The 12,077-nt window shown below is 41.5% G+C and carries 13 protein-coding genes and 4 pseudogenes; 8 read left to right on the top strand and 9 right to left on the bottom strand.

The genetic code is table 11. The annotated features are described in order from the left end of the window. Positions 1-358 precede the first annotated feature (358 nt). The 3 genes and pseudogenes from AC0L6R_RS15150 (at position 359) to recG (ending at position 3,339) form a co-directional block, all read left to right on the top strand. Positions 359-724 (top strand): hypothetical protein, encoded by a 366-nt coding sequence (locus AC0L6R_RS15150; RefSeq protein WP_473271942.1) that lies wholly within the window; start codon positions 359-361, stop codon positions 722-724. Beyond that, on the top strand, positions 645-1,142 hold the full coding sequence (locus AC0L6R_RS15145) for a phosphotransferase (RefSeq protein WP_473271996.1): 498 nt from the start codon (positions 645-647) through the stop codon (positions 1,140-1,142). Before AC0L6R_RS15150 ends, AC0L6R_RS15145 begins: the two co-directional genes overlap by 80 nt. A gap of 86 nt (positions 1,143-1,228) precedes the next feature. Beyond that, positions 1,229-3,339: pseudogene (gene recG / locus AC0L6R_RS15140) on the top strand (ATP-dependent DNA helicase RecG). 105 nt (positions 3,340-3,444) lie between these two features. On the opposite strand, the gene AC0L6R_RS15135 reads toward recG, so the two are convergent. The 7 genes and pseudogenes from AC0L6R_RS15135 to AC0L6R_RS15105 form a co-directional block, all read right to left on the bottom strand. Continuing rightward, positions 3,445-3,771 (bottom strand): DUF6787 family protein, encoded by a 327-nt coding sequence (locus AC0L6R_RS15135; protein WP_473271941.1) that lies wholly within the window; start codon positions 3,769-3,771, stop codon positions 3,445-3,447. A 61-nt stretch (positions 3,772-3,832) separates the two neighbouring features. After that, positions 3,833-5,154 (bottom strand): annotated as a pseudogene (locus AC0L6R_RS15130) (aspartate kinase). A 30-nt stretch (positions 5,155-5,184) separates the two neighbouring features. Beyond that, positions 5,185-5,661, bottom strand: a complete 477-nt coding sequence (ribH, locus tag AC0L6R_RS15125) for a 6,7-dimethyl-8-ribityllumazine synthase (RefSeq protein ID WP_473271940.1) — start codon at positions 5,659-5,661, stop codon at positions 5,185-5,187. A gap of 235 nt (positions 5,662-5,896) precedes the next feature. Beyond that, positions 5,897-6,412 (bottom strand): tetratricopeptide repeat protein, encoded by a 516-nt coding sequence (locus tag AC0L6R_RS15120; RefSeq protein WP_473271939.1) that lies wholly within the window; start codon positions 6,410-6,412, stop codon positions 5,897-5,899. Positions 6,413-6,423: 11 nt separating this feature from the next. Next, positions 6,424-6,612, bottom strand: a complete 189-nt coding sequence (locus AC0L6R_RS15115) for a hypothetical protein (protein ID WP_473271938.1) — start codon at positions 6,610-6,612, stop codon at positions 6,424-6,426. Between the two features lie 115 nt (positions 6,613-6,727). Next, entirely contained in the window at positions 6,728-7,144 is a 417-nt protein-coding gene (locus AC0L6R_RS15110; protein ID WP_473271937.1) for a thiamine pyrophosphate-dependent enzyme, read from the bottom strand. 34 nt (positions 7,145-7,178) lie between these two features. Next, positions 7,179-7,766, bottom strand: coding sequence for a thiamine pyrophosphate-dependent enzyme (locus tag AC0L6R_RS15105; RefSeq protein WP_473271936.1), 588 nt, complete (start codon positions 7,764-7,766; stop codon positions 7,179-7,181). A gap of 169 nt (positions 7,767-7,935) precedes the next feature. On the opposite strand from AC0L6R_RS15105, the gene AC0L6R_RS15100 reads away from it, so the two are divergent. The 3 genes from AC0L6R_RS15100 to AC0L6R_RS15090 are packed head-to-tail and all read left to right on the top strand — an operon-like array spanning position 7,936 to position 8,972. Then, positions 7,936-8,244, top strand: a complete 309-nt coding sequence (locus AC0L6R_RS15100; protein WP_473271995.1) for an AAA family ATPase — start codon at positions 7,936-7,938, stop codon at positions 8,242-8,244. Then, positions 8,225-8,548 carry a hypothetical protein gene (locus AC0L6R_RS15095; RefSeq protein WP_473271935.1) on the top strand — a complete coding sequence of 108 codons (324 nt, stop codon included), beginning with the start codon at positions 8,225-8,227 and terminating at the stop codon, positions 8,546-8,548. The genes AC0L6R_RS15100 and AC0L6R_RS15095 overlap by 20 nt, the downstream gene beginning before the upstream one ends. Further along, complete coding sequence (locus AC0L6R_RS15090; RefSeq protein WP_473271934.1) at positions 8,478-8,972, top strand: DNA replication/repair protein RecF; 495 nt, start codon at positions 8,478-8,480, stop codon at positions 8,970-8,972. The genes AC0L6R_RS15095 and AC0L6R_RS15090 overlap by 71 nt, the downstream gene beginning before the upstream one ends. Positions 8,973-9,000: 28 nt before the next feature. On the opposite strand, the gene AC0L6R_RS15085 is transcribed toward AC0L6R_RS15090, so the two are convergent. Continuing rightward, positions 9,001-9,906, bottom strand: a complete 906-nt coding sequence (locus tag AC0L6R_RS15085) for a sugar phosphate nucleotidyltransferase (RefSeq protein ID WP_283412253.1) — start codon at positions 9,904-9,906, stop codon at positions 9,001-9,003. 276 nt (positions 9,907-10,182) lie between these two features. Here AC0L6R_RS15085 and AC0L6R_RS15080 point away from each other — a divergent pair. Then, positions 10,183-10,521, top strand: a pseudogene (locus AC0L6R_RS15080) (P-II family nitrogen regulator). A gap of 35 nt (positions 10,522-10,556) precedes the next feature. Next, positions 10,557-11,787 (top strand): annotated as a pseudogene (locus AC0L6R_RS15075) (ammonium transporter). Between the two features lie 62 nt (positions 11,788-11,849). Here the strand turns inward: AC0L6R_RS15075 and AC0L6R_RS15070 are convergent. After that, complete coding sequence (locus tag AC0L6R_RS15070; protein WP_283412256.1) at positions 11,850-12,038, bottom strand: hypothetical protein; 189 nt, start codon at positions 12,036-12,038, stop codon at positions 11,850-11,852. Between the last annotated feature and the right edge of the window lie 39 nt (positions 12,039-12,077).

The following is a 12,077-nucleotide window of genomic DNA, read 5'->3' as shown; positions in this document are numbered from 1 at the left end:
GTATAATCTCACTTTTGGAGAGCATCTTTCTCTTTCTGATAATTCTGAATTGGATACGATACTATAGCTTTGGGCCATGATTAAGCGAAGACATCGCTCGGTATTCTGGCACATTATACTTTTAACTCTTTTGAGAATTTTGAATTTCAGGCATTTGGTGCAGGTTTGATTCATGGTACTTATTTGATTGAGACCGGAGATGCGAAATTCATTTTGCAGGAATTTAACAACGGGGTGTTCCAATATCCTGAGCATCTCTCACAATAAAAGATTAGTTAAATCTCAGGGGAATGATACTTTTCTGCCATTTCAGTTGCCTCTGCCTATCCTAAACTCAAATAATAAGTTAATCACAACGGTGCACGGCCGTCTTTTCCGACTGTTTGAATTCGTTTCAGGGCAGACTATCCAAGAAATCTCAGAGCTAGATCAGGCCTACCTGCCTGCAAAGGCTTATGGAGTATTTGCGGAATGGGGAAAGGAAATAGATACTACCCAGCTGCAGGAATGCATCCCAAATTTCCATCGCTTGGATCTGCGCTTTGCAAAGCTGCAGGAAGTCGCTGCAGGGAAAGCTGCGCTTTCAAAAGAGGATCAGGCAATTTTGGATTTCTATTTGAATCAGAAGGATTTGATTTCGGCCTATCTGGAATTCCAGGCTATTTCTTCCAAATCGACTAACCCACAACGATACAAAAATCAACAATCTGATTTTTTCACATGATCTTCAAAAAGTGGAAGCTGTAGTCGATTTGGATACCTTGATGAGCGGATTCTTGATGTATGATTTTGGGGATTTGGTACGAACTGTGGCTTGCTCCGTATCTGAGACCAGTCAGAGTTGGGAGGAGATCAAAGTGGAAATCCCTGTCTTCGAACAATTGCTCAAAGGCTACTGGGAAGGAATTAAAACTTTGGCTACCGAAGAGGAAGCTAAATCCTTGCTTCTGGCAGGGGAAGTAATGATATGCATTATGGGCCTTCGCTTTTTCACTGACCACCTCCAAGGTAACGTATATTATAAAGTGGAATATCCTGAACAGAATTTTCACCGGGCAAAAAACCAAATGCTTTTGCTGCAAAGTCTTCAGGAAAATAAGGTTGAAATAGAGAAAATCTGGAAGGCTGTCACACAATCCTAAAATTGTATTCTGACAATTCCGGTCATTTTTTATTGGCAATTGGACTGAGTGGGTTTAATTTGTCCTAACCCAAAAATCAATTTTCCTTGTCCGGATTTTTTGACACCAAGATAGAATTTCTCAAAGGAGTTGGCCCGCAGCGTGCAGCTCTGATCAACAAGGAGTTGAATATTTTCACCTTCGGGGAATTGCTGCAGCGATTATCCTTTTCGCTACGAGGACAGGACGAAGTTTTTCAAGATTCGGGAGTTGCATTCTGAGATGGAATCTGTGCAGGTGATCGCCAAAATCCGAAACCTTGAGCTCGTAGGAATGGGTAATAAAAAGCGACTTGTGGCGCATGTGGCGGATGAAACTGGGGAAATGGAAATCGCCTGGTTCAAAGGGATTGCATGGGTTCAAAAGAATATTGTACCAGGCGCAGCTTATGTTTTTTTGGGTAAACCGGCACAGTTTGGAAGAAAGTGGAGTATAGCACATCCAGAGATGGAGCCACTTACCTCAGCTAACGAAAAAAGAAATAACTTCCAGCCTGTTTACTCTACCACAGAAAAGCTAAGAGCCAGATTTTTGGATTCCAAAGGGATTTCCAAAATCATGGAGCAGTTGGTACAGGTTTGCTTTCCACATATTCAGGAGACGATTTCTGGGGAGATTTTGCAGCAATATCAACTTATTGGTAAAAAGGAGGCTATTCGGCAGATTCATTTTCCTACTGATCCAAACCTGCTACAACGAGCAAGAAAGCGATTAAAATTCGAGGAGTTATTTCCCATTTGCAACTTCGACTTTTAATGCTGAAGGTAGCCCCGACTGAGAAAGTTTCGTGGACAGATACTGAACAACACGGAGTTGCTCACGGAGTTTTACACCAATCACATTCCTTTCGAGCTCACCAATGCCCAGAAACGGGTAATTCGTGAAGTCTTCTGGCGACATGAAGTCAGGCAAGCAGATGAATCGCCTGATCCAAGGAGATGTGGGAAGCGGTAAAACGATGGTTGCGTTTATTTGCGCATTGATAGCGATCAGTTCTGGGGCGCAGAAGAGCCGCTGATGGTCCCCCCATGGGAGATTCTGGCGACACAGCATTATGCCGGTTTGAAGGAATTCGCAGATATGATGGGGCTGAAAATTGCTTTGCTCACGGGCTCGACTAAAAAATCTGCCCGAAAAATCATTCACGAGGAACTGCTTTCAGGAGAACTGAAAATCCTGATCGGTACACATGCACTTTTAGAAGAAACACCGTCCATCTCAAAATCTGGCTTTGGCAATAGTCGACGAGCAGCATCGTTTTGGTGTAGCGCAACGAGCTAAGCTTTGGGCTAAGAATGAAGAATTCATTCCTCATGTGTTAGTCATGACAGCGAAACCGCCATTCACGGACGCTAGCGATGACGCTATATGGAGATCTTGATGTGTCAGTGATCGATGAAATGCCTGCAGGAAGAAAGCCGATTCAAACAGTGCATCGCTATGATAAGGATCGCTTGAAGGTCTTTGGTTTTATTAATCAAGAAATCAAAAAAGGAAGGCAAGTTTATATCGTTTACCCGCTGATCGAAGAGTCCGAAAAGATGGATTTGAAAAATGTCATGGATGGCTTTGAAAGTATCTCCCGTGCATTTCCCCAATTATCCAATTAGCATCGTGAACGGAAGTATGAAGGCGGATGCGAAGGGACTACGAGATGCAACGATTCGTGAAAGGTGAAACGAAGATCATGGTGGCGACTACGGTAATTGAGGTGGGAGTGAATGTGCCCAATGCTTCGGTGATGATCATAGAGAATGCGGAGCGTTTTGGGCTCTCTCAATTGCATCAGTTGCGCGGAAGAGTGGGAAGAGGTGCTGAGCAGAGTTATTGCATCCTGATGAGCAAGTATGAGCTTTCTAAGGATTCCCGGGTGCGATTGGAAACAATGGTTCGTACCAATCATGGGTTTGAGATCGCTGATGTGGATTTGCGATTACGCGGACCGGGAGATCTGATGGGAACGCAGCAAAGTGGAATCACAGATTTGCTGATTGCTGATCTAAGTAAAGATGCTCCGATTCTGACTTTGGCGAGGGATGCAGCCCAGCAATTATTGGTAAATGACCCAGAATTGACTCACCCAGAAAATGCTCCGATTCTTAGACAGATTAAGCAACAGAAGAAGACTGCAGTGAATTGGAGCAGGATTCTGGATTGAATTGAAATATTGTAAAATTTGATAATTGAAAAATTGGCTTATCGCCTTTAACAAACTATAAAAATCGCCCTCTGCGAAATTCTCCGTGAGTTATGCGGTAAAAAGTTATTTCCGCTTAGAAAACAATCCACCTATTCTTCTGAAAATCTGCTTCTCTTTTTCCCAGAAGAATTTAAACTGGCCGAAAATAAAGCCATAAATCAGTAGAAATATCTGATAAAGTGGAAGTACCAATAAGAGATATAAAAGTGTGTTGACTAAACCTCCTTTTTCTACGCCAAAGAAGTCAAGAATTGGATTCTTGATAAAAAGTATGGTGAATCCGGTGCAGGCAAAAACAACCAAAACCAACACGACCTGAAGCAGGCTATCCAATTTCCATTTAGATTGAAGGCGCTGAAGAAAGCCTGGTTTATCGTTTTCCGCTGACATTACCCAAAAGTAATAAGAATCAGTCTAAATAAAATAGCCGGCGCTAGGCCGGCTATCATTTTTACCAAGTAAATAAGTCTTGATTGAGACTTTGAAGTGCTTCTTTTTTGAATTTTGAGTCTACCAAAACTGAAACGTTATGGCGGCTACCACCAAAGGATACCATTCTAACAGGATATTCTATCAGCGAATCAATTACGGATTGGATAGCGCCTTTGCTTTCCGAAACCATATTGCCCACGATACAGATGATAGTCTGGTCTCTATCAACCTCCACGCTACAAAATGTACCCAGTTCTTCTAAAATATGGTCCAAGTGACTTAAATCGTCAATAGTTACCGATACTGCCACTTCAGATGTAGTGATCATATCGATTGGAGTTTTATATTTTTCAAAAATCTCAAATACCTTTCTCAGGAAACCATAAGCCAAAAGCATTCGGCTGGATTTAATTTTGATAGCTGTGATACCGTCTTTGGCTGCGATAGCTTTTACACCAACCGAATCCACTTCAGCTTTGATCAATGTTCCGTGAGCTTCCGGTTGCATGGTGTTGAGCAATTTCACCGGTACGTTAAATTGCTGCGCAGGCCAGATAGATGCCGGATGAAAAATTTTGGCTCCAAAATAAGCAAGCTCGGCAGCTTCGTCGAAGGACATTTCAGCGATTGGGCGCGTTTTATCAACAATCCTAGGATCGTTATTATGCATACCGTCGATATCCGTCCAGATCTCGCAGGCTGTAGCTTGAATTGCGGCAGCAACCAAAGAAGCAGTGTAATCCGATCCGCCACGCTTCAGGTTATCCACCTCATTCAGGTGGTTTTTGCATATAAAACCCTGAGTGATGAAGATTGTGTCATCTGGATGCTGGGCAAGTATTACCTTCAATCGATCTGAGATTTTTTGAAGTTCCGGCTCTGCATTTTCATCAATACTCATGAAGTCAAGTGCAGAAAGGAAAACAGCAGGAATTTCCAGTTCTTCCAAAAGGGTATGAAATAGCTTCGTAGAAAGCAATTCGCCTTGTGCTAGAATGTCGCGATTGATTGCCTCATTAAAAGAGATTCTCAAAAGGATATTCAAAAACTCAAAATGCTCCTTGATGATTTCCTGAGCCTTTTCTCTTGCTACTTCTGTCTTTACCAGTTTTGGATAAAAGTCATTGTAATGTGCATGAAGCTCATCGATCCTTGATTTAGCCAGCACTTTATCAGCTGAAGCCAGAGCCTCTCCAATGCTAACCAACGAATTGGTTGTGCCGGAAAGAGCAGAAAGAACTACGATTTTTGATTCATCACCACGGGTGATCAGGCCTTTTACCTGTGTATGCGCTTCTGGCACGGCCCCACAGAGGTGCCACCAAATTTCATGATTTTCATACGCTTGTAAAAGGTTAGTAGGTTTTTGTCTTAGAATCCAAGCATTTTAACAGCGGTGATAGCTGCTTCGTCGCCTCTGTTACCATGTTTTCCCCCGGCACGATCCATTGCTTGCTGCTGAGTATTAGGGGTCAATACTCCAAAAATCACTGGTTTATTATATTTCAAGGACACATTGGTAATACCATGAGCAACCGCGTCACAGATAAAATCAAAGTGCTTAGTCTCACCTTGGATTACGCATCCGAGACAGATTACTGCATCAATGCTTTCTTCCTGAGCTAGCCATTGAGCAGCAAGAGTAAGCTCAAATGAACCAGGGACATTCTTTCGAATGATATTTTCTTTCTTTGCTCCATTTTCAATAAGGGTCTGGTAAGCACCAGAATAGAGCGCTTCTGTCACGTCTTCATTCCATTCGGATACGATGATTCCAAATGTTTTGTCGCTAATGTCCTGAACGTTTTTGGATGAATGCGCACTAAGGCTTTTAAGAGAAGTTGCCATATGAGATTGCTTTTAAAGTTTTTTATTAAAGTATCGAGAACTGAAAACCAAGAGCCAAGAATCAGGATTTTAAGTTTCAAGTATCAAGTATCAAGAATTGAGAACCAAGAGCCTAGATTTTAGAGCCTGATGCTTTCCATATTTTGGCAAATGGTAATTTTGAAATTGGTTTAAACAAAAAAAGAGTAAGACCGCAGGGCCTTACTCTTCTAGTATGCTATAGAAAAAGCATTACTTAGCGGCAAGACCTTCTGAAGCTGAGCTTTATGTTTTCGTGCAGGCGATAAAATTCGAAAGATTCGAAATACTTTTCTTCGATCTCAGTAGAGGCTGCAATTGCTTCAGATACATTACCTGCAGCTTCCTGTGCGATAGCAAGCTTGGTCAAATACTTAGGAGTGAAATACTTGTTTTCATCATAGTCAGCCGCTTTTTTGTAATTAGAAATAGCCGCTTCTGTATTGCCAAGCTCCATGTTTGCATCACCGATAAGTGAATAAGCTTTTGCTTGCACCAAGAAATCATCAGCGGAGAATTGCTCCAATTCATTGATTGCTTCTTCGTATTTTCTCTCAGAAAGATAGATGGACCCGATGTAGAAATGTGCAAGGTTTGCTGCATCTGTTCTTGGGTAATCCTCTACAATATCAAGTAGCCCAGCATTGATTCCGTCGCCTTCCAAGGCAAGTTGAACACTGTCTTGCTCGTAGAAATACACAGCCTGGAACATTTCCTCCTTGTGCTTCCTCATTTTGGTTCTGATTATTGATCTGGAAAAATAAAATCCCTCCGATTCAAAACCACTGCTGCGATCAATACGCCAGCTAGTACCTTACTATTCTGCTTTAAAAAAGCCTCACCTCTGCCAAGTCTTGTTGCTATCTCGGAAGGATCTTCCAAAAGATCATTGTGATGTTCAGGGTGTACTCTTTTAGTTTGTTTCGTTGCCATGCTACTCAAATTTCAGCCGCAAATATACGGTTTTTATAATTTCTACAAAGCCCAATAAAAAAGCCATGAAAGCTTTCTGTCTTCATGGCTTTTAAGTGGTTATGTAATTATTGATTTATTCCATTACAAAAGGATAGTCTTCCTGGATGTAAACATCCTTGAAAGCATCCTGTCCGTCAGGCCAAGGGGATTCTTCAGCAAATTTCACCGCGTCCGTTACCTTTTGTTTTACGCCTTTTACGATTTCCTCAAGCTCTTCCTCGCTAAGAATATTATTTTCTTTGATAGTAGAAAGTACCTGTTCTACTGGATCACGCTGCTTGTATTCTTCTGACTTCCCCTTCTTTGGTTCTGTATTTCTGAGGATCAGCAACATCGAGTGTCCTTTGTATCTGTAAAGTTCCATCATTTCAAGCAAAGTTGGTCCATCGCCTCTTCTTGCTCTATCAGCAGCTTCAGCTACTGCTTCGTGAACTGCTTCTACATTCATTCCATCCACTGCAAATGATGGCATGTCGTAAGATTCTCCCAAGGTAGAAAGATCTTCAACGTTCGAAGGTATCTTTTTACGGCAGTACCCATTGCGTAGCCATTATTTTCAATCCGCAACGAAAATCACAGGAAGTTCTTGTAAAAGCATAGCCAAGTTTAATGCTTCGTGAAAAGCACCTTGACGGTACAGCACCATCGCCCATGTAGCAAATTGCTAGGTTTTTGGTGCCTTTATATTTTTCCGCGAAGCCCATTCCAAGCCCCATAGGAATTTGTGCTCCTACGATTCCGTGACCTCCCATAAAGTTTTTCTCTTTATCGAAAATGTGCATGGAACCACCTTTTCCTTTGGTAGTACCCGTTGCTTTACCGAAAAGCTCAGCCATTACAGCACCTGGATCAGTACCCAATCCAAGTGGGTGAGCGTGACAACGATAAGCTGTGATCCACTTGTCGTCTGGGGTCAAAGCCGAAATAGCTCCAGAAGCACATGCTTCCTGACCGATATATAAATGACAGAATCCTCTGATTTTTTGCTGACCGTAAAGTTGTCCAGCTTTCTCCTCGAACCTCCTCATTAAGAGCATGCTCTCGTACCAAAAGGTGTAAGTTTCTTTTGAATATTTTACTTTAGACTTAGTCGCTGCAGTTTTCTTTGCCATATCGTAATGATGAAAATATGCTAATTTTAGGATCCAAATATACTCATCCCGCCCTGAAATAACAGGCTCCCTTTCGAAATAATTACCCGAATCTCATGCACCTGAAGTCTCTTCGAACTCTTACAATTTAAAAGTCACTGAGAAGACCCGACTCCAATTTTCCAACGAGATTAATTGCTTTGTAGGCTTAAATGGAAGTGGAAAAACCAATGTGCTGGATGGGATTCACTATCTGTCTTTGACTAAAAGCGCCGTGCAATCCAGCGACAGTCTGAATGTTCAGCATGAGAAGGATTTCTTTGCGATCAAGGGGCAATTTGAACTGGTAGGAGAAAAGCAACTGGAGGTGAGATGCACGGTAGAATTGGGGAAAAAGAAGCAGATTTATCAGAATGGAAAGGCACTTGCCAAAACTTCGGAGCATGTAGGTCTGATTCCTTTGGTCCTCATAGCTCCTGATGACACGGGAGTTGATTAAAGGTGGAAGCGACGGACGCAGAAAGTTTTTTGATGGGTTGATTTCCCAGCTTGATCATGCGTACCTCGATCAATTGATTCGATACCATCATTTTTTGAAGCAGCGAAATGCATTGCTGAAGAAGTTCGCCGAAACTGGCAGACGTGATTTGACACTTTTGGATAATTACGATTCTGAGTTAATTGAACTGAGTGGTGTCCTAGCTGCTAGAAGAAATCGAGCTGTTGACAGAAATGGCTCCCTTATTACAAAGTCACTATTCAGAGATTTCTCAAGGACAGGAGCTGGTCAGTGTGATTTATGAAACTGAGGCTTTGCGCCCGGACTTTGAAGAGTATTTCAAAAGCCTTCGCAAAAAAGACCTGATCACCAAAAACAGTAATGCAGGAATTCACAAAGATGATTTTGGCTTCATGATAGTTGATCATCCCATTCGGAAGATTGGAAGTCAAGGACAGCAGAAGTCTTACATCATTGCACTGAAGCTAGCGCAATTCCAGATTTTTGAAAGAGAGGGTGAAAAGCCAATTCTATTGCTGGACGATATTTTTGATAAGCTAGATGATCTGAGAATTGCTCAAATGATGCAGCTGATCTCGCAACACACCTTTGGACAGATATTTTTGACCGATGCGAGACCTGAGCGATCAAAGAAGATTTTATCCGAGTTAGATTCAGATGTGGTTTTCTTCTCAATCAAAGATGGCGTCATTGGAAAAATAGAGTGATAGAAAAAAGGAGCCGAAGCTCCTTATCTTATTTCCATAGATCAGCCGGATATTCTCCAGCATTATGTAGTTTTTTCAGTGAATCTATCACTACAGGCTTATCTTCTGTATAAGTGACCCCAAACCAAGTCTTACCACCTTCCAAAATATCAAATGCAGCCTCATCTGCTTTAATCAGGTTATTGGCAACAGTTGGGATGTAGAATTCTGATTTCAGGTTTTCAAGATTAGCTGGAAGGAATTCATTCCACATTTTCTCTACATCAGCAAAGACATCTTGATGAAAGCCCCAGAAATTCATACTTACTGGTGTGCCTTCGGCGATTTCTAAAATTTCGCCTTCTCCTTTGCTAATGATTTTTCCATCCTCTCGTGCGATAGAAGTTCTTTCTACCATTCCGATCAGGTGGCCTTTTTCATTTGTTTCACATACTCCTCGGCTAACTGTGCCATGGTCCGAAAGTACATTCTGGATGGCATAGCCTACCATTGCGTGTAGGTCTGATTTGACTTCAGTTGTTAAGAATTTGCCGATAGCATCAAAAGCTTCTTTTCCATAAAAATCATCTGCGTTGATCACCGCAAAAGGCTCTTTGATTACATCTTTTGCACAGAGCATAGCATGTGCTGTTCCGAATGGCTTTTTACGATCCGCTTGCTTCAATTCTGCAGGCACAAAGCTGTCAAGTGACTGAATCACAAAGTCGACTTCAATTTTGCCTTCAAGCTTTGGAAGAAATTTCTCTTTCGCCACTTCTAGAATTTCTTCCCGCACAATAAAGACAACCTTACCGAAACCAGCTCTGATAGCATCAAAAATGGAATATTCAAGAATAGTTTCTCCGTTAGGGCCAAATCCATCGATTTGCTTATTTCCGCCATATCGGCTTCCAATTCCTGCGGCCAATAATAAAAGTGTAGGTTTTTGGTTCATAGTAGGTTTAATAAATCGATGGCAAAAATAAGTTTTTATGTCAGGACGACAAGAGAACTAATGAATTTTGAAAATAGTAGGTGGCTTACAAAACACCCAATGCGCACAAAATAGCAACCTATAATTCTATAATAGGTATAAAAAATACTGTTGATGCAAATAAATAAGCTGATAAATCTAAACTATGGCTAAAAATTTACCCTAGGTATCAATTATTTTAATTTTCTGTTTAGTTTTATGCCATAATCTCAAAAAACCATTAGACCCATTGAAAAAATGAAAAAAATTGAAGCAATTATCAGGACTTCACGTTTTGACCAGATTCACACCTGTGTGGCTGCTCTCGGAGTGAAGTTTCTCACCTTTTATGAGGTGAAAGGGATGGGCCTGAGCATGCCAGGCTTGTAATGGTACCGCGGAGTGCCTTATGAGCCGGCATATATTCCTAGGACTAAAATCGAAATAGTCACTGTAGAAGAATTGGTGGAACCCGTGATTAACTGCATTCTTACTGAAGGCAAGACGGGGCAGGTAGGTGATGGAAAAATCTTCGTCTACGACGTATTGGAAGCCTATCGTGTTAGAAATACAGATACTGGCGAGCAGGCACTTTAATTTAATTCATTTATCTACCGAACCTATTTTATCAAATGCAAGAATTATTTACCGTAAATAACTTATGGATGATGATTGCCACCACCATGGTATTCCTCATGCATTTGGGCTTTGCCAGCTTGGAAGCTGGTTTGACTCGCTCAAAAAACACCGTTAACATTCTATTCAAAAACACTATTATCCCTGCAATTGGCCTGTTGACTTACGCCTTTGTAGGTTTCAACTTAATGTATCCAGGTGCAGAATATGCAGGTTCCTTCTTTGGATTTGCAGGTTTTGGTCTTAACCTTCCAGAAGGCTGGGATACTAGTGAGTACAACGCAGGTTAGTACTTTCTTTACAGATTTTATTTTCCAGGCCATGTTTGCTGCCACCGCTGCTACTATCGTATCTGGAGCCGTAGCAGAGCGTGTGAAGCTAGGTCCGTTTATCTTTTTCTCCTTTTTATATGTAGGGATTTGTTATCCTATCGTAGGAATGTGGAAATGGGGTGGAGGATTCCTTAATACATTGGAAACACCGTTCTATGATTTTGCAGGTTCTACGATTGTCCACTCTGTAGGAGGCTGGGGTGCCTTGATTGGAGCTGCACTTTTAGGTCCTAGAATTGGAAAATATACTTCTAGAGGCATGACAGCAATTCCTGGTCATAATATCCCATTAGCTACACTAGGCGTATTCTTGCTGTGGTTTGGATGGTTTGGCTTCAATGGCGGATCCGTGCTTAGCGCCGATCCTGGATTGGTTTCCAAAGTATTTGTAACTACTTCTATGGCTGCTGCCGCTGGTGCTTTTGGGGCATTGATCGTTTCCTATTTGATGTTTAAAACCTATGATATCACGATGGTATTAAACGGTATTCTGGCTGGTCTAGTAGGGATCACAGCAGGTGCTGATCAGATGGGTGTGAATTCTTCGATCATCATTGGTCTAGTAGGCGGTGGATTAATAGTCCTGGCTGTTGTTTTCTTTGATAAAATCAAAGTTGATGATCCAGTTGGAGCAATTTCAGTTCACCTAGTAGGTGGTATCTGGGGTACTTTAGCAGTTGGTATTTTCGGAGATCTTGCTGGCGTAGGTCAGTTTGTTTCTCAATTGATCGGAGTGGTTGCAGTGGGAGTGTTCTGTGTGATTTTCGCTGGAGTGATATTTTTCGTAATGAAAAAGACCATTGGAATCCGAGTAGATGAAGCTGAAGAAACGGAAGGTTTGGATATCAACGAACACAGTATGCGTGCGTATCCGGATTTTGCGACAAAAGATTAATTAAAGACAACCAACTACCATAAATGAAAAAGCCCCGGTCCAATTTGGTCGGGGCTTTAAATTTAATATGCTGGCTCGAAATATCTATTTAAAATCACGTGGTGAATTTTACCAAACATCTGGTAACACCAGTCTTTGAATTCCTGAATTTCTGTGGGTGAAATTAATCTTAATCCTTTTCTCAGCTCACGTTCAAACAAATATTTTGAAAAGCTGACCTTTTGTAAGATAGTCTTCACATATTCGATCATAGTCTAAAGAGTTTAAGGTTTTAACTGATTTTAAGTTTC

This window comes from Algoriphagus sp. 10J20-15, from assembly GCF_055809615.1.
Note: the sequence above shows the minus strand (reverse complement) of the source record. Positions and strands in the feature narration are given on the sequence as shown.

Coding starts and splice junctions, on each gene's coding strand:
- AC0L6R_RS15085 (WP_283412253.1), bottom strand. CDS start 9,906: ATGAACCAAAAACCTACACTTTTATTATTGGCCGCAGGAATTGGAAGC.
- AC0L6R_RS15105 (WP_473271936.1), bottom strand. CDS start 7,766: ATGGCAAAGAAAACTGCAGCGACTAAGTCTAAAGTAAAATATTCAAAA.
- AC0L6R_RS15115 (WP_473271938.1), bottom strand. CDS start 6,612: ATGGCAACGAAACAAACTAAAAGAGTACACCCTGAACATCACAATGAT.
- AC0L6R_RS15120 (WP_473271939.1), bottom strand. CDS start 6,412: ATGAGGAAGCACAAGGAGGAAATGTTCCAGGCTGTGTATTTCTACGAG.
- AC0L6R_RS15095 (WP_473271935.1), top strand. CDS start 8,225: ATGACACGGGAGTTGATTAAAGGTGGAAGCGACGGACGCAGAAAGTTT.
- AC0L6R_RS15135 (WP_473271941.1), bottom strand. CDS start 3,771: ATGTCAGCGGAAAACGATAAACCAGGCTTTCTTCAGCGCCTTCAATCT.
- AC0L6R_RS15090 (WP_473271934.1), top strand. CDS start 8,478: ATGGCTCCCTTATTACAAAGTCACTATTCAGAGATTTCTCAAGGACAG.
- AC0L6R_RS15070 (WP_283412256.1), bottom strand. CDS start 12,038: ATGATCGAATATGTGAAGACTATCTTACAAAAGGTCAGCTTTTCAAAA.
- ribH (WP_473271940.1), bottom strand. CDS start 5,661: ATGGCAACTTCTCTTAAAAGCCTTAGTGCGCATTCATCCAAAAACGTT.